Source organism: Paenarthrobacter sp. E2MeOHC11, assembly GCF_058744955.1.
This window is the reverse complement of record NZ_CP196673.1, coordinates 2,928,642-2,945,544: the sequence shown is the minus strand read 5'-3', so window position 1 is coordinate 2,945,544 and position 16,903 is coordinate 2,928,642. Positions and strand designations below refer to the sequence as shown.

Below are 16,903 nucleotides of genomic sequence, written 5' to 3'. Positions count from 1 at the left end.
GGGGAATCCTCACTGCTGAAAGCTGATGGTGCTCCGGACACTTTCAACGTACGCGTGGGAGCGGCGCGGCAATAGAGGATGAGGTTAACGGAGGGCGAAGTTTGGGAGCCGTTTTCTGCTGACTAAGATTGAACAGATAACCTCCTGCCGAAAGTAGCCCTACGCATGCCGTCCCACACAGACGAAAACTGGGAACTGGCCATTCAGACTCCTGCCATAACGGACCGCTCGCTCGCGGCCGGACTGGCCTATGCCATGGGCAGCCGCGTGAACGGGATATCTTTCGACGCCGCTACGGGCCTCCTGATGGGCAAAGTCCGCGGCACCGGCCCACAGCCGTATTCGACGTCGGCGAAACTGGTCCGTAAGCCCAGCGGCTGGAGCTGCACCGTGGGTATCTGCAGTTGCCCGGTCCGCAAGGATTGCAAGCACGTCGCCGCACTGCTCTTCACGGCCGAAGACCACCCCACCATTCGTGCCCAGCTCCTGTCACAGGCTCCCGGCATCCAGACGTCGCGGGTGGGTTCGGGCCAGCAGGGAGGCTCGGCACGTCCCGCTTGGGAACAAGCCCTCAACAGGCTGATCGCGAAACCCGGCACGGCCCCCAGCGCTGCAGGTATCCAGCTTGCGCTGCAGTTCGAAGTGGAAGAGCCCGCCGCCCACTTCTCCTACACAGGCCGCCGTGACCCCATGCGCAGCGTCCGCCAGCTCAAAGCCCGTCCCGTCATGATGGGTGCCAAGGGCAAATGGATCCGGGGCGACGTCTCCTGGAACAACCTCAGCTACGTCAGCTTCCGGCGCGAATTCAATGAAGTCCACGTCGAATGGCTTCAGACTTTCCTCGCCGCACACGGTTCCAGCAACGGCCGCCAACAACCGTCCGGGGCCATGTGGCTGAGCCTGAACGACTTCGCGGCCAAGAATCTTTGGACCCTCCTTTCCGATGCCACCAAGGCGGGCATTCCGCTCATTCACTCGGCTGGTAGCGAACCTGTCCGCGTTGAGTCGCAGGCCGCCGTCGTCGGACTGAGTCTGGCGCGCCTGGACGCGAACGGGACGGAAAGCACAACCCCCGACGGCGGCCTGCAGCTCGCGCCGTCAGTCACCGTAGCCGGGGAGCCGGTTGATGCCGCGACCGTCGGCTTCCTGGGCAAGCCGGCCAACGGAATCTTCTTCACGCATTCCGGGGAAACGTTGCCGGGAGTACCGCAGCAGAAGAACCTCATCACGCTGGCCCCGATCGAGGGCGGCATCACTGACGAACTGCTCGAGTTCGTCATGGACGGCCAGACACTTCAGATTCCGGCCGAGGACGAAAGCCGGTTCCTGACCTCGTTCTACCCCAAACTGCGGCAGTCCACACCGGTCCAGGCCGCTGATGAATCCGTTGAGCTGCCCACCTTGGCCGTCCCCACGCTGTCCCTGCTGGCCAATTACGGCAACGACCACAAGGTCCGGCTGCACTGGGAGTGGCACTACAAGTCCGGCACGCTGGTCACGGCACAGCCCCTATGGCGGCACCCCGATGACCGCGGCTACCGCGACGATCCTGAGGAAGCCCGCATCCTGGAATCGCTGGGCCGGCCGTGGGACGTTGTTTCAGCGCTGGCCGAGTCTGCCACGGGCGGTTGGGGTACACCGCGCCTCGCTGCATCGGTGGAACTTGGTGGTCTGGACACCCTGGCGTTCACCGAAGAGGTGCTGCCCGCACTCAGGGAACTGCCCGACGTCGTGGTGGAAACCTCCGGTGACATCGCTGATTACCGTGAGGCCGCCGAGGCACCCGTGGTGTCCATTTCCACCAAGGAAACGGCCAGCGGCGACTGGTTCGACCTCGGCATCGTGATCACCCTCGAAGGCGAACCCGTCTCCTTCGCCGCAGTGTTCTCTGCCCTTGCAGCCGGGATGAGCCGCATGCTGCTGCCCAGCGGCGCGTACTTCTCGCTGGACCTGCCCGAGCTGCACCAGCTGCGCGCACTGATCGACGAAGCCCGCTCCCTGCAGGACAACCCGGACAACAAGGACGGCACCCTGCAGATCAGCCGCTTCCAGGCCGGGCTCTGGGACGAGCTCGCCCAGCTGGGGATCGTGGACGAACAAGCGGCCGCGTGGCGTGAGGCTGTGGGCGGATTGCTCGACGACGGCGTGACCGGCCTGCCGCTGCCGGCCGGCCTTAACGCTGAGCTGCGTCCGTACCAGTTGGAGGGTTTCAACTGGCTGAGCTTCCTGTACAAGCACAGCCTCGGCGGCGTGCTTGCTGACGACATGGGCCTGGGTAAGACTGTGCAGGCCATTGCGCTGATTTGCGCGGCGAAGGACCTGGCAGCGGAGACTGCCGCTGCCGCCCAGGGTGACTCTGTTGAGGTAACTCCGCGCGCTCCCTTCCTGGTGGTTGCCCCGACGAGTGTCGTGAGCAACTGGGCGTTGGAAGCGCAGCGGTTCGCTCCCGGGCTCGTGGTGCGGACCGTCGGTGAAACTTTCGCCAAGAGTGGCCAGTCCCCTGTCGAAGCTCTGGCGGGCGCCGACGTCGTTATTACGTCTTATGCCCTGTTCCGCATTGATTACGATGCCTACGCGTCGTTCCACTGGGCAGGACTGATGCTGGACGAGGCGCAGTTCGTCAAGAACCACCAGTCCAAGGCCTACCAGTGCGCGCGCAAACTGCCAGCCCGTTTCAAGCTGGCCATCACGGGCACGCCGCTGGAGAACAACCTCATGGAGTTCTGGGCGCTGACGTCCATCGTGGCGCCGGGACTGTTCCCGAGCCCCAAGCGGTTCGCCGAGAACTACCAAAAGCCGGTCGAGAAAAACGGTGACTCGGCGCAGCTGGGCAAGCTCCGCCGTCGTGTCCGTCCACTCATGATGCGCCGCACCAAAGAGCAGGTCATCAAGGACCTGCCGCCCAAGCAGGAACAGATCCTTGAGGTGGTGCTGAACCCGCGGCACCAGAAGGTCTACCAGACGCACCTGCAACGCGAGCGGCAGAAGATCCTGGGTCTGATCGATGACGTGAACAAGAACCGCTTCACGATTTTCCAGTCGTTGACGTTGCTGCGACAGCTGAGTCTGGACGCGTCGCTGGTGGATTCTTCGTTGTCCGGCGTGCGGTCCTCGAAGCTCGATGTGTTGTTCGAGCAACTGGAGGACGTCATTTCCGAGGGCCACCGGACGCTGATCTTCAGCCAATTCACGGGGTTCCTTGGGAAGGTCCGCGAGCGCCTGGACGAAGAGGGCGTGGAGTATTGCTACCTCGATGGCAGCACCCGGAACCGTGGTGATGTGGTGAGCGAGTTCAAGAACGGTGCCGCTCCGGTGTTCCTTATCTCGCTGAAGGCCGGTGGGTTCGGGCTCAACCTGACCGAGGCCGACTACGTGTTCCTGCTGGATCCTTGGTGGAACCCGGCGTCGGAGGCACAGGCCGTGGACCGCACGCACCGCATCGGGCAGGCCCGGAACGTCATGGTCTACCGGCTGGTTGCCAAGGACACCATCGAGGAGAAGGTCATGGCGTTGAAGGCCAAGAAGTCGCAGCTGTTTGCAGATGTGATGGAGGGCGACGCGCTTGCCGGTGGCTCATTGACGGCGGATGACCTGGCGGCGCTGTTCGCGGAGTGACCTCCCCGAACAGCGCGCGCTGGTTCAGTCGACCCGTGTGGAAGCTGACTGAATGATCTTGGCAAGGTCGCGGGGGCGGCTCCACATGGGCCAGTGCCCCGTGGGGAGGTCAATGACGTCGAGATTTTCGATGTTCGCGACTTCAGCAAACATGGGATGGCCTGCATGGGCCAACTCCAGCACCTGCTCGCCAGGGATCGAGCAGCACACCAGGGTGGTCCGGATCTGGCGACGGGCATCGTTCATGAGTTCGACGGGCTGCCGCAGCACGGGGCCAGGCTCCGGGACGGCCCGGGCACGAAAACGCTCGAGGACTTCCGTGCTCAGGCCTTCGAGACTTGCCTGCTGTGCGAGGACTTCGAAGGACGGCAGCGGGAGCTCCATCAACCCTTCCGGGAGATCCGGGGCGAACACGCTCCCTGTTGCCAGAGGACCTGAGTCGACCCACACCACCCGATGAACAAGCTCAGGGTGTCGGTCAAGGACAAGGCTGACGGGGCCGTTCGCCCCACTGTGAGCCACGATAGTAGCGGACCGATCTTCGGAAACCCCGTAGTGCGCAAGAATTTCCAGGACGGCTGCAGCTTGATCGTCGAGGGTCTTCGTATCCCGCTCAGGATCGTCCCCATCGAGACCGGGGAGCGTCACCGCAACTGCGCGGGAGTGGTCCGTTTCCAAATGTACAAGGACTTCATCCCACGCCCAAGCGCCCAGCCAGTGGCCGGCGATGAGGATGATGTCCGGACTGCTTGTAGTAGTTGTCATGTCACTACCCTCGCAGGCGCTACGGACAAGGGTATGTCACTATTTATGTCATGAATTTGATGCGGACTGACAGTTGAAGCGTGCAGAACGCCTCCATGCTCTCTCCGAATTGCTGCGTCGCAGCGGAGCGCGGGGTGTCTCCGCCGAGCGGCTGGCCGGAGAGTTCGAGGTATCCGTGCGCACAGTCAAGAGGGACCTGGATGCGTTGGAGAGCAGCGGTGCGCCCGTATGGTCGCGCCCAGGACCTGGTGGTGGGTACGGGTTGGCCGCTGGCGCTTCCCTGCCGCCTGTCAGCCTGTCCCCAGCGCAGGCCGTTGCGCTCATGGCAGCCGTGTCCGCTGCACCCGACGCCCCTTATGCCGATCTGGCAGCAGCCGGGATCCGGAAGATCGTAGATGTCCTCGATCCCAAGACCCGGGCAAGAGCCGACGAACTGGCGGGCCGGGTCTGGGTGAATGCGGCTGCCGCTTCTTCGCGCACCATCAGGTCGGCTCTGGAGGAGGCGATGTCCGAGCAACGAGTCATCCGCATGCGCTACACCTCGGGAGATGGGAGCACCACCACCCGCGACGTCGAACCCGTGCTGTTCGCCTCAACGAACGGCCAGTGGTACTTGGTTGGATGGTGTCGACTTCGCGACGCCATGCGGTGGTTCACCGTAGCCCGCATCGAGCGAGCCAGCGTCACCAAGACGGCTTGCAGCGGCCACACCATCCACGAGGTCGGGGAACCTCCCGCGAACGCCAGACCTGTGCACGGTCGGGGCGCGTGAGTCGCTCCATCAATCCCTCAGGTCAGTTCAGTCAGTCGTCCAGCCGTACTCCCCGTAGCAGGAGCATCGTTCCGCCCACTGCGACGGCCGATGCCAGGAACACGCCTGCGGCGCCGAGCCCTACCGCCACCACGCCGATGACGCTGGGCAGCACCACTTGGCCCACCCTGTTCCCGGCAAGCCGCAAGGCAAGCGCCCGCCCGCGCTGGCCTTCCGGCGCTTGGGCCGAGAGCCAGGACATCGTCAGGGGCTGGCCGATTCCCAGCCCCAATCCGAGGAACGCCATCACGACGAAGAGCAACCACTCGGGCATCGGTATGGCGGCCACCCCCAGGGCTGCTGTGGAGATGGCCAGGCTCAGGATCAGCAACTTCATGCGGCCCAGCTTGCGGGACATGCTGCCGAGCCCCAGCCGGGACACCATGGAGAACACCGCCCTGACAGTGAGCAGGAGGCCCACAGTTGCAGCCGTGAGGCCTCGTTCGGCGCCAAGTGCAGGCAGGTAGACAACTGTCAGGTCCACGACAGCCAGAACGGTGGCGCTCGTTGCCAGGGCACGGACAACGCCCGGGGTTCTGAGGAGCGATACGGCGCTGCCCTTTGGGCCGCCCTTGGGTGTGCGCCTACCTCGGCTGACCTTTGAAGAGATCACGAAAGTGGTCAGGAACATCACCAGGCTCATGGCCGCCGCGAGCAGGAAGATCGCCTGCGTATTCGGCCGAACGGAAGCACCGCCCACCACGGAAATGGCCAACGGACCGAGAGCCTGGCCCAGGGATGCGGCAAAGGTCAGGTACCCGAAAGCAGAATCCAGACGAGACGACGCCGCGTTGTTCGCGACCACCGCTTGCTGCCCCACCACACAGGCCAATTGACCTGCGCCAAGGAGCGCTGTGCCGGCCACGAGCGCCGGAACCGAGGTCCCCCAGAACAACAGAAACGCAGAACAACCCAGCACGACGGCGGCCCCGATCGCCATGAGCCGGCGCTCACCAAGGCGGTCCACCAGTCCGCCGATGGGCAGGGCGAGCAGCAGGGGAAACACAGCGTAGCTGGCGGCGAGCAGGCCCAGTGCGAAGCCGGGAACATCAAGTTCCAGTGCGCGGTACGTGGTGGCAGGCCGGACCAGGAACGTGACGGCCTGGATGAGCGCCGAGTGGATCAGGAGGGCCGTGGAGGAACGCCTTCCGAGTTCGCCGATCATTCGACCACGAGGCCGGAGCTGGAGATGACCCGCAAGGTCTCATCCCGTGCGCCGATGACATGGTGGAAGGCGACTTTGGCTGCCTTCTCCGCATCCTTTGAAGCGATCGCCTCGACCAAAAGCCGGTGATTGGAGAGTGCTTCGTCGCGGCGTTCGGGAGCGTTGTTGGTGAAGTATCGGTAGCGCTCAACCTGGCTGGCGATCTGCTCATGGAAGCGCTGGGCCCAGGAGTTCCCGGCGATCCTGGCGATCGCAGCATGCAGGGCAACCCCGTACTTCATGGCTTCGTCGGCAAACTCCACCATCGCAGCGTTGCGGGCCAGAATCCCGCGGAGTTCTTCAAGGTCCGCTGCGGTGGCATTGGCGCATGCCTCCCGTGCCATCAGGGATTCCAACGCAGCGCGAACATCGTACAGCTCGGCAATCACCTTCTCATCCAGCGCGGGAACCAGGACTCCTCCGGTGGATTGCTGTTCCAGCAGGCTCTCGGAGATCAGGCGACGGATGGCTTCGCGAAGCGGCGTGCGGCTGACTTGCAAGGCCGTGGCCATGGCGGGCTCATAGATGCGCTCACCCGGTTTCAGCTCGAGGCTGAGGATCCGGCGCTTCAACTCGCCATAGACAAGGTGCGCCCCCGTGTTTCGTGGTTGTGGATCTGCCATGGTGCCGCCCTGCCGAAAAAAGAAGGTGTACTTGTATACATCTATACACTCCCGGATGAGCAGCACACAACAATAGCAACGCGGGGTCACTTACGGCCGCTTCAAGCGCCAAAAAGGGGCCGTAAGTGACCCCGCGTTGCTTGAATGCAGGTGACCACTTCCGACCAACCCCGTTCGAGCCTGTTCGAGTGCCTTGTGACGCTCCTAGCCGCCTCATAGTGTCGGCTTGCCCGGCCTTCCCGGAAGTCAGGCAAGCACCCAATGACACCCCGACGATGAGGTCCACCCATGGCGTTTTCCGCACGAAGAATCCGAAGGCCAGTGGCAGTCCTGGCAGCAGCTGTGACTGCAGCCGCCGGCCTGGCACTCATGCCCGCAACCACACCCCAGGCACAAGCAGACGATGCAACAGCGGTCACCATCACCCCGAACCCCGCCACCCGAGGCGAAGCCTTCGAAGGGTGGGGAACCAGCCTGGTCTGGTTCGCGAATGCGACGGCGGGCTACTCCCCCGAGCTACGTGAGGAGCTGTACCAGAAAGTTTTCGGTGCGGACGGACTCAACCTCAACATCGCCCGCTACAACGTGGGCGGCGGTAATGCGTCAGACGTAGCCAACTACCTCAACGATGGCAGCGCTGTGGAGGGATGGTGGAAGCCGGTGGCTGAAGGGCAACCCGGCCAGCCGGCGTCGAACCTTTACAACCCGGACGGGACCGTGGACAAGACGCAGGCCAACAAGCTCGCGTTCTTGAGCGAGTGGGATCCGGACGATCCCGCGTCCTACAACCCCGACGCCGATAAGAACCAGCGTTGGTGGGTGGAACGCCTCGCCGCAGACCAGCAGATCACGCATTGGGAAGCGTTCAGCAATTCCCCTCCGTGGTTCATGACCAAGAGCGGCTACGTTTCCGGCCAGGTGAACACCGCCAAGGGCGAAAACCTGCTCCCCGAAGCGGAGGCGAAGTTCGCCGCCTACATGAGGAACGCCGTCGAGCTCCTCGAAAAGGGCAGCGGCATCACAGTGGACACCATCGATCCGTTCAACGAGCCGAACTCCGGCTACTGGGGCACGGACATCAACGCAGCCACCGGCAAGCCGCCCACCACGTACACCCAAAAGCAGGAGGGTGCGCTGATCTACCCGGCCGCCCAGGACCGCGTGACCAAGTTGCTGGCCGCCGAACTGGAAAAGGGCACCACGGACGCCGTCATCTCCGCGATGGACGAGACGGATCCCACCAAGTTCATGACCAACTGGAACGGCTACAGCCAGGAAGCCAAGGACGCTGTTGCGCAGCTCAACGTCCACACCTACGGCACCAACGATCGTCGTCGTGTCCGCGACCTCGCCAGCTCCACGGATCAGCCGCTGTGGATGAGCGAAGTGGGCGGATTCTGGACCGGCAACCCGGTGCTCGGCGACTCCACCAGTGGCTGGGACCGTTCCAACATCACCAACGGCCTGGGCATCGCCGGCCGGATGGTCAACGATCTCCGTGAACTCGACCCCAACGCGTGGGTCTTCTGGCAGCCCGTGGAGGACACGTACAAGCAGGAGAAGGCAGACAAGGGCTGGGGCTCCATCTACATCGACTTCGACTGCAATTACGAAGGCCGCGAAGGTTTCTCCAACCGCCGCATCAACGACGGCGCATCCCAGGAACAAGCCAAGTGCAAGGTCCTGACCAACCAGAAATACAACACCACCAGGAACTTCACGCACTACATCCGGCCCGGCGACTTCCTCATCCAGAACGACAACGCCAAGACCGCCAGCGCCCTCCGCGCCGACGGCAACGGCGCAACGCTGGTCCACTTCAACGACACCCCGACGGCGGAAAAGGTCACCATCGACCTCAGCCGCTTCGGCAGCATCGCACCCGGCGCCAAAGTCACACCCGTGGTCACCACGAAATCGCCGCTGGACGATATCGAGAAGAATGCACTGGTAGCCGGCGCACCGGTCGCCGTTGACACGGTAGCCAAGTCCGCCACGCTCGAGGTTCCCGCCGCGTCTGTGGTGACGTTCGTCGTCGACGGCGTCAGTGGAGTTTCAGAGGATGCCGCACCTGTGCAGGACGGCCACAGCTACCACCTCAGCGGTGAGGCGAGCAGCAAGTACCTGACCGGGCGGGCGAACGGACCTGCCTCGATCGAGGAACTGGGCACCGACGCGGCAGGCGTGGCGCCGCAGACGTGGACGTTCAAAGCCGTGGGTGCAGACGAGTTCGCGAACGATCGTCGTTGGGTAGTTTCCAGTGCGGACGGACGGGTCCTTACAGGCAATGGAGGCGTGCTGAACGGCAGCCAGTCCGGTGCCGCTTCACTTGCTTCCCTGACGTTGGATGAAGCTAAGGCGACTCCTTCTGCACAGTGGATCGTCACGACTGAGAACGGCAAGCAGTGGTCCCTGGTCAACGCCGGTGCCGCGATTGCCCTGCAGGTTTCGGGCAACCAGACCGCTGCTGGAAAGTCAGTGGCACTTGCTTCATCTACCGGCACCACCGCAACCGCCTCGGCAAGCCCGCATCAAGCGTGGGCCTTCACGGACATCGCTGACTTGAAGCTCCTGGGTGTTTCGCCCGTTGAACTGAGTACGCTCACAGGTGTTGCGCCCACCCTCCCTTCTACAGTGACTCCGCTGTATGAGGCGGGTCCGGGCAAGCCGCTGACCGTTACGTGGTCCGCAGTTGACCCCTCGGCCTGGCAGAAGGATGGGAAGGTGACGCTTCGCGGCTCCGGCGTAGATCCCTACGGCCAGGCTTTTGACGACGCGCTCCTCACTGTGACGGTTGGGCAGTACGTCGCCACAGATCCCGCATCCGTGACCGTGGGTGCTGGTTCCACGCTCGCCTCGGTGCAGGCGGCTGCCCCGGTGACAGTCCCCGGCCAAATCGGCGACGGGCCCGCCCGCAACCCGATTCCTGTTACGTGGGACTGGGCTTCGCTGTCTGAATCTGCACTGCAGACCGTCGGCTCGGTGACCATTCCTGGCAAGGCCGGCTCACTGTCCGCGACCCTCACTGTCGTGGTGGTGGATAGGGTCCCGAGCGGCAACATCTGCAAGGACGATCCCGCCACCGTCGCGACGGCCAGCTACACCGAGGGCTCGTACATCGCGAAGAACACTTGCGATGCCAACGCCTCCACCCGTTGGTCCAACTGGGTGAGTGGCGGCCGTGCGGGTGACAGTCTCAGCTACGCTTTCAGCCGCGACTACACCGTTTCATCCGTGACCGTCACGTCCGCGGAGAAAGCTGCTGCGAACCTCAAGGTGCAGTATCAGGACGCCTCCGGAGCATGGAAGGACACCTCAGCGGGAACCATCACGGGACTCTCGACTTCTGCGCCCACGACAGTTCGATTCGACCCCGTGACCACCCGCGGCATCCGCGTCTCGTTCGTGACCACGGCTTCATACACCAAGGTCGCCGAGGTAGCCATCGCGGGTTCACGTTTGGCTGACGGCGGACTCGCCGACCTCGGCAGGCTCCTCGTCAACCAAGCGTCCGTCGTCGGATTCTCCCCGGCGACCACCGACTACCGGGTGCTGACCGCGACGGCGACCCCCGCCGTCGTCGGCTACCCGCTGGACACGAACGCGAAGGTGACGGTCCAGCAGCCCACCGCTGGGAACCCGACGGCGGTAGTCACCGTGACGGCGCCGGACGGCACCACGAAGGAATATCGCGTGACTGTTTCTACCGGCAAGGACGCGTGCAAGAACGGCGGCTGGAAGACGAGCCCGTCGCCCGTGTTCACGAATCAGGGGCAGTGCGTGAGCTTCTTCGCGGCTGGGAAGTAGGGAATTCTGAGATAGTGAGGCCCCTCGGGATTTCGATCCTGAGGGGCCTCGCTGTGTTTTCACCGACGTGGGATGAGTACGCTCAAATGAACAAGCGGTTGGCCGCCAAAGCCGTCTGAGCTACTCAGCCGCGCACCCAGCGGTACGGCGTCGTGGTGGAGACCTTGAGCAGCCCGGAGCGTTCCAGGATTGGCCGGGAGAATTCGGTGGAGTCGCTGTGGATGAGGGTCTTTCCCATCTCGAGTGCGGCTTGCGCGCGGCGGGCCGTCAACGCCCTGTAGATCCCCCGGCCGCGCCATTCTTCTCTGGTGGCACCACCCCAGATACCGGCGAAGGCCGTGCCGGGCACTGGCTCCAAGCGTCCCGCACTGACAATCTGACCTTCGGCTTCCGCCACCCACAACTGCATCCCGTCATCGAGGGAGAGTCTGCGAAGCAGGGCATCGGCCATCTCATCTGAGACCGGTTCGCCAAAGACCTCGTCCTGCATCGCGCTCATCGCCCGCACGTCCGGCTCGTCCGTGATCTGCCGTAACGTCACGCCCTCGGGAAGTGGCACAACGGTGCTCAAAGCCTTCGTTTCCCCGATCATGATCGACTCCGGCTCGTCCTGGGTGAAGCCGTTTTCAATGAGGGCCTCATGCAGACCCGGCGCGTGATCATGCCCGCGGGACTTCCATTCCACCCTGGTGATGCCAGGTTCAGCGCGGAAGTAGGCGGTTGCCTCGGCAACGAGCCGTCTGACGGTTTGTGCATCCGCGTCGCCCAGATCCTTGTACGTGACGAAACCCCGCCCCTTCATGAAAGTCACCAAGCGCACGGGTCCGTGCTGGGTCACTTTGAGGGCACTTGGGGTCTCTGCGTCGGTGCGGAGGTCCTGGTCATAGGCCGCGAGGAAGCGTGCTCGATCGTCGGTTTGGCTCATCCCGAGAGCCTACTGCAGGGGTGGGCTCGCCCGATTCGATGGCTCGCTGCACACAAGACGGTAGGAGCCGTCTAACCCGTAGCTAGGCGTCGAATTGGGCACGCCACAGCCGGGAGCGCTCCACGGAGGTGCCGTCCGAGAAAACGAACCGGCCATCCCCTTCCCCGGCAATGAACGTGACACCCGCATCCGCCGAAGCACCTCCGTCATCGGCGAGGACGACGACGGCTGCGTAGTCGCCGTCGTGCGCGGTGCCCGAGGTCCCCACCCACGGAATGGTGAGCTCTGAACCCATGGGGTGCGCGCCGGAGCGGACGAACGTCCCGGACGAATCCAACGCCAGGCCGAAACCTGGGACCGGCAGCACAGAGCTCATCACCGAAGACGCAGCATCCACCGGCCAACCGCCGATCCGAAGCGCGCTACCCGAGGAAGAACCGGAAGCCCCGGAAACACGCACCAACCTAAGCTCAACGGCCCCCCGCGTCACCGACACCACGGTGACCGACGGTCCGGGAGTCGCAACGCCGGCCACGCCGCTGCCGTGATCAGGGCCGGCGTCGGGGTCGGGTTCAATCCAGTGAGCGGTGAACCGGGAAGCTCCCACCTGAACCCCGCCCTCGGAGTAGGACCCGAGGTACTCAAAACCCGTCCGATGCGTCAGCCGACCAGAAGCGTCAACGAAGGCCACCGCATTGTCCATTGACTCTGCCGTGAGGTCCGGGAACGTGTGCGTCGAGTACCCGATCCGCGCGTACAGCGGTGAATCAGCCACCAAGGCACCAACAACGGCGTGGTCCGTGGCATGGTTCCTGATCCGGACCACGCCGTCGGCTCGAGTCCCGTCAACCTGCCAACCCGGCGCCTCGATGAGCCGCTGGGTGTCGGCCACTTCAACGGGCAGCGGAGCCTCAACTGAAGTCCACGCCGGGTGATCCGCGGGCAGCGCCAGGCCGAGCATCCCCTTCGCGGCCCAGTACGGTGAGCCCGCCCCGGAGTAGGCCTGCTTCATGCCGGCGAACTCGCCGTGCCATCCGATGGACAGCAACCCGTCCTCCGTGATGGAGCCGTGCCGCGCAAAGTAGTCGAGCATCCCGGACGCTGCCCGGCGCGCCATGCCTGGGGCCAAGCGGGTGTGCCCGGACAACTCCCCTACCCAGAACGGCGCGGCGGCCGCGAACCGGTAGATCAAACTCCGGCCCTGAATGAGCGGGGCACCGTTCGCGCCAACAAGGAACGCGGCGTCATCCAGGAAATCCGCCAGCCGATCGCCGTCGAGCGCCTTGCGGGCAGCAACCCGGGGATCCGAAGGCGCCATCAAGGCCCAGAGCTGCGGATACACCTGGAAGGCCCAGCCGACGTAGTGGTCGTACGCACGCTCGGGCCCGTCCGCGAACCAGCCACCGCCCCGGTAGAGCGAGTCGTGGACGGCGAGTCCGGCGTCGATGTCCTCATCCGAATACCGGCCACCAACTGAAGCCAGGAATGTCTCCACCACAATCTGGAACCACACCCAGTTGATGGGCGGATATTCCTCGCCAATGACGGTCTCGAACCACGCGATAAGTTGCTCCTGGACGCGTTCGGGCAGCTTGTCCCAGAGAACGTCGCGGGTCAGCGCCAAACCAACAGCCAACGACGCCGCCTCGACCTTCGCCTGCCCCAGCTCGCCTGGCGTCGGCCAGCGGTCGGGATTCGCGGGGTTGGTCCCGGCATCGAGACCGGCGGCGTACCACTCGGCGATCCACCCGGTGCTGGCCGGGTCGCCCGCAATCCGGAAGGAAGCCAGCAGGAAGGTCCGGGCGAAGGCCTCCAGCGAATCGCTCCGCGGGCCGTACCGGCTGTTGGCGCCGGGCAGGTGGATGTTGGCGTGGTCCCCGGTGCCAAAGCGGTGAGCCGAACGCAGGAGGTAGTCCGCGTAGGCGCACCAGTGCTCGCGGGTCAGGCCGGTGTAGGGCGAAAGCTGGTAATCCAAAGTGGGGAGAAGCATCAGAGCGAATCCTCCAGGACCACTCCAGCGAACCCTCGCGGCGCGCCCACGGATGATTCCCGGACAATGAGCTCCGGGTTCAAGTCAATGCGATGCACGGGGCGCATCCTTCCTTCGGCCAAGCGTGCCGCCATGAGCTGCACCGCCACCTTGCCGACGTAGCTTTTGGGAGGCCGAACCGCGGAGATGGCGGGCTCGGCAAGGTAGGCAACTTCGTCGTCGTATCCCACGATCGCCATGCTGCCGGGAACGTCCACGCCGCGGTCCACGCAGTGCTGCACGAACGCCACGGCCTGGGTGTCCGAATGCACCAGCATGGCGGTGGTCCCTGTAGAGCGGCACAGCTCCAGGACATGATCAAAGTGTTTGGAACGGTCCCCGTTGTCCAGCTTGGCCGAGTCCTCATGGATGGACCTTTCCAGCGGGATCTTCAACGCAGCGAGGGCCTGCTTCCAGCCACGGACCACATGCGGGCTGGTGGGACTGCTGGAATCGGTGAGGCAGCCAATCATCCGGTGCCCCTCCTGCCAGAGATGCCGCACGGCCATCCCTGCGCCGAACGAGTGATCGGTCGCGACCCACTCGAGCCGGTGCGACGGGATCTCCAACGGCGCCCGGCGTTCAGCCATGATCACCGGAATGGGCAGGGCATTGAGCCACCTCAGCAACTCCTTGCCGTGCGATCCACCCATGTCCGGGGCCACGATCAGCCCGTCGATGTTCTGGGTATCCAGCAGCGCCTGTACCTGGCGGCGGTTGTCGGCGGCGTCGTACGCGGAGCCCCGGACCAGGATGCGGAGATTCTGCACTTCGGCCTCGCCGCGGGCACCGGAAATCACTTGCGGCCAGTAGTAATCCAGCGAGGGCACCACCATGCCGATGGAGTAACTGTGTGCCGCCGGCCTCCCCACAGCCACCGAGCGATCCAACGGGCTGGGGAGCGTCGCGCCGCCGTGGACACGGGAGACCAATCCTTCGTCGGCGAGAGTATTCACGTCGCGTCGGATGGTCAGCTCGCTAACGCCCAGTTTCGCCGCGATATCGCGGACGGTGATGGCTCCGTGTGCCCGCAACTCCTCCATGAGCCGTTCCCGCCGCTGCAGCGAAAACAACGATTTCCCGGCTTCCGGGCTTGATTCGTTAGTCATTTGTGGCCTCCACTGTGAGGGTGAATGCGCCTGAAGCGCGGGTTTCTTCGGGCATGCGGAACCGGAGTCGGGTGAGCTTTTGGCCCCAGATGTCGCTGAGGAGCGGATCATCCAGGTGCCATTCGTCTACGAGCACGACGGCGGTTGCCGGCTTCCAGCGCAGGTGCAGCCCCACGTGGCTGCTGACTGTCGGAATTCCGACAGAGGTGATGGTCGCCGTCGCGTCTGTACCCACGTGGACGGTGCCGGCAACCAGGTAGGTGATGTCGACGTCGTGGGTTCCTGCAGACTGGTGGGTTCCTACAGGCGGGGGCGCTGGCAGGTTCCAACGATCATCAATCACTACGGACCCGGGTTCGCGGTTCATCACTGAGGTGCGGATCCATTGCTCGGCGTGACCCAGTCCGTAGGCGGCGCCGAGACCCAAAGCGAGAGTGGGCTCCTCTGTGGTGGGCTCCTGAAGGAGGACTGCGGCGAAGGAAGATCCTGTCCCCTGTTCCAGCCCGAAGGGTGCGGGGACGCTGTGCCAAGCGCTCTGCATCGCGCGGATCTGGTAGCGATCAGGACCGAACGTTTGCGCCGTGTACGTGGGTTGGCCGGCATCGACGAGCAGGGGCACTCCGTCCACGGCGACCACGACGGAGCCGACGTCCCGGTGGTTGTGGTGCTCGCCGTTGTGCCCGCCCTTGGCCGCGAGAGTGAGCCCGTCCGTGGAACCGGGGTTCTGGCGGGCGAGCATGATCTGCACCGAGGGCAGGTACGTCCCCCAACTAGGTCGCAGTAAACGTCCCAATGGACCCTCAGTGCGACGTTTACTGTCACCTAGTTGGGTGCGGGAGGCGAGTTGGGTGAGGACGCGGCCCAGGCCCGCCGCGGCGTTGGGTTCGGGTTCGACGGCGGCAAAGGCGGCGGCGTGCGCGGCGGCCTCGGAGTCGCCCAGCCGGACGGCCCAGCGATGCAGCATGCCCCACGGGAGTCCTTCATGCGCCCGGGCGGGGCCATCAGCGACGTTGAGGAACCAGCGGCCACCAAGGTGCATCCGGCTCGGGAAGGCAACCAGCGCACGGATCACCGGCAGGTCCGGATTCAGGGCACCGCCGCTTGCTTCCTCCAACAGCGCAAGGCCTTCCAGCGCCCGGCCGGCCCCGTTCCACCAGTAAGCGAACCCTTCGTCGATGGCACCGTCTGCGGGAATGGAGGCGAGGAAGCGGTCCAGTCCCTCGATGCAGCGGGCAATAACCTGGGCCTGCCCATCAGGGTCATCAACCAGCAGCAAGGCCGCGGCGATGATGTTCGAGTGGATCCATGGGTTCCAGTTGTGGACGTCGCCGTGCAACCCCAGCCAGTGCCAGTCGAGCCGGTCCAGGAAGGGCCGAATGACGCGTTCGTTCGTCTCAAGCCGGATGCGCTTGCGGAGGCCAGGCGCCCTGTCATCAAGGGCATCTCCCAGCACCAGGTCCAGCCACGCGAGTTGGGCCACGACTTCCCCGGCGCCGAGGTCCAGATAGGGACGCGTGCGGTCCGGGACTACTTCGCCGTTGCGGGTGAACACGTCGTCGTGCGCCGCCCAGCTCCACGAGCTCTGCTCACAGAGGAGGTAGGCGCCGTCAATCACCTCGTCGAGCCAACCCGGCTCGCCCAGGGCTGCCATGACGACGGCGCGCGTCAGGCGCTGCTGCCGGCTCGCCACGAGCCCCTCGTACGCCGTGCGGTTGCCGTCGCGGAAGTACCGCGCGTAGTGGGACACGAGCGGTTGGGGCCAGGGTGTCCCCCGCTCCGCGTCCGCTTGGGTGCGCAGCTCCGAGAGGGGACGTGAAGCAGCGAGCCGCCATCCGGCGTCGGACGCTGGACGAACGGTGAGCCGGTCCCGGGAGCCGCGGAGCGACTCGACCAGGGAGCGCTCGTTGGCCAACAGGCCCCAAGCGCTCCGTAGCGGGCGACAAGGTGGCGCTACAACGGCAGCGTTGCCGGTTGCCATAGGGATTCTTCTCTCAGTTGTTCGAGTTTGAACGTTT

At 64.6% G+C, this 16,903-nt stretch carries 10 protein-coding genes; 3 read left to right on the top strand and 7 right to left on the bottom strand.

The features are described from left to right. Positions 1–165: 165 nt before the first annotated feature. Positions 166–3,615 (top strand): DEAD/DEAH box helicase, encoded by a 3,450-nt coding sequence (locus ACSSVG_RS13795; RefSeq protein ID WP_253464597.1) that lies wholly within the window; start codon positions 166–168, stop codon positions 3,613–3,615. A 24-nt stretch (positions 3,616–3,639) separates the two neighbouring features. On the opposite strand, the gene ACSSVG_RS13790 is transcribed toward ACSSVG_RS13795, so the two are convergent. Beyond that, a complete protein-coding gene (locus ACSSVG_RS13790; protein ID WP_492415229.1) occupies positions 3,640–4,380 on the bottom strand; it encodes an alpha/beta fold hydrolase in 741 nt (246 codons plus the stop codon). Positions 4,381–4,453: 73 nt separating this feature from the next. Between ACSSVG_RS13790 and ACSSVG_RS13785 the strand changes: the two genes are divergently transcribed. Continuing rightward, positions 4,454–5,152: a helix-turn-helix transcriptional regulator gene (locus ACSSVG_RS13785; RefSeq protein ID WP_492415228.1), complete on the top strand. Its 699-nt coding sequence runs from the start codon at positions 4,454–4,456 to the stop codon at positions 5,150–5,152. Between the two features lie 31 nt (positions 5,153–5,183). On the opposite strand, the gene ACSSVG_RS13780 is transcribed toward ACSSVG_RS13785, so the two are convergent. Both ACSSVG_RS13780 and ACSSVG_RS13775 read right to left on the bottom strand, forming a co-directional pair. Beyond that, positions 5,184–6,356: an MFS transporter gene (locus ACSSVG_RS13780; protein ID WP_492415227.1), complete on the bottom strand. Its 1,173-nt coding sequence runs from the start codon at positions 6,354–6,356 to the stop codon at positions 5,184–5,186. Then, entirely contained in the window at positions 6,353–7,018 is a 666-nt protein-coding gene (locus ACSSVG_RS13775; RefSeq protein ID WP_492415226.1) for a GntR family transcriptional regulator, read from the bottom strand. Before ACSSVG_RS13775 ends, ACSSVG_RS13780 begins: the two co-directional genes overlap by 4 nt. A 288-nt stretch (positions 7,019–7,306) precedes the next feature. Between ACSSVG_RS13775 and ACSSVG_RS13770 the strand changes: the two genes are divergently transcribed. After that, the gene (locus tag ACSSVG_RS13770; protein WP_492415225.1) at positions 7,307–10,825 is read left to right on the top strand and encodes a discoidin domain-containing protein; all 3,519 of its coding nucleotides are present in this window, start codon (positions 7,307–7,309) and stop codon (positions 10,823–10,825) included. Between the two features lie 124 nt (positions 10,826–10,949). On the opposite strand, the gene ACSSVG_RS13765 is transcribed toward ACSSVG_RS13770, so the two are convergent. From ACSSVG_RS13765 to ACSSVG_RS13750, 4 genes are all read right to left on the bottom strand, one after another. Further along, positions 10,950–11,750: a GNAT family N-acetyltransferase gene (locus ACSSVG_RS13765; protein WP_492415224.1), complete on the bottom strand. Its 801-nt coding sequence runs from the start codon at positions 11,748–11,750 to the stop codon at positions 10,950–10,952. An 82-nt stretch (positions 11,751–11,832) separates the two neighbouring features. Continuing rightward, the gene (locus ACSSVG_RS13760) at positions 11,833–13,740 is read right to left on the bottom strand and encodes a DUF2264 domain-containing protein (protein ID WP_492415223.1); all 1,908 of its coding nucleotides are present in this window, start codon (positions 13,738–13,740) and stop codon (positions 11,833–11,835) included. Continuing rightward, on the bottom strand, positions 13,740–14,888 hold the full coding sequence (locus ACSSVG_RS13755; RefSeq protein ID WP_492415222.1) for a LacI family DNA-binding transcriptional regulator: 1,149 nt from the start codon (positions 14,886–14,888) through the stop codon (positions 13,740–13,742). Before ACSSVG_RS13755 ends, ACSSVG_RS13760 begins: the two co-directional genes overlap by 1 nt. Further along, positions 14,881–16,866 carry a heparinase II/III family protein gene (locus ACSSVG_RS13750; protein ID WP_492415221.1) on the bottom strand — a complete coding sequence of 662 codons (1,986 nt, stop codon included), beginning with the start codon at positions 16,864–16,866 and terminating at the stop codon, positions 14,881–14,883. Before ACSSVG_RS13750 ends, ACSSVG_RS13755 begins: the two co-directional genes overlap by 8 nt. Positions 16,867–16,903: the final 37 nt, after the last annotated feature.

Coding starts and splice junctions, on each gene's coding strand:
- ACSSVG_RS13795 (WP_253464597.1), top strand. CDS start 166: ATGCCGTCCCACACAGACGAAAACTGGGAACTGGCCATTCAGACTCCT.
- ACSSVG_RS13790 (WP_492415229.1), bottom strand. CDS start 4,380: ATGACAACTACTACAAGCAGTCCGGACATCATCCTCATCGCCGGCCAC.
- ACSSVG_RS13780 (WP_492415227.1), bottom strand. CDS start 6,356: ATGATCGGCGAACTCGGAAGGCGTTCCTCCACGGCCCTCCTGATCCAC.
- ACSSVG_RS13775 (WP_492415226.1), bottom strand. CDS start 7,018: ATGGCAGATCCACAACCACGAAACACGGGGGCGCACCTTGTCTATGGC.
- ACSSVG_RS13770 (WP_492415225.1), top strand. CDS start 7,307: ATGGCGTTTTCCGCACGAAGAATCCGAAGGCCAGTGGCAGTCCTGGCA.
- ACSSVG_RS13765 (WP_492415224.1), bottom strand. CDS start 11,750: ATGAGCCAAACCGACGATCGAGCACGCTTCCTCGCGGCCTATGACCAG.
- ACSSVG_RS13760 (WP_492415223.1), bottom strand. CDS start 13,740: ATGCTTCTCCCCACTTTGGATTACCAGCTTTCGCCCTACACCGGCCTG.
- ACSSVG_RS13755 (WP_492415222.1), bottom strand. CDS start 14,888: ATGACTAACGAATCAAGCCCGGAAGCCGGGAAATCGTTGTTTTCGCTG.
- ACSSVG_RS13750 (WP_492415221.1), bottom strand. CDS start 16,866: ATGGCAACCGGCAACGCTGCCGTTGTAGCGCCACCTTGTCGCCCGCTA.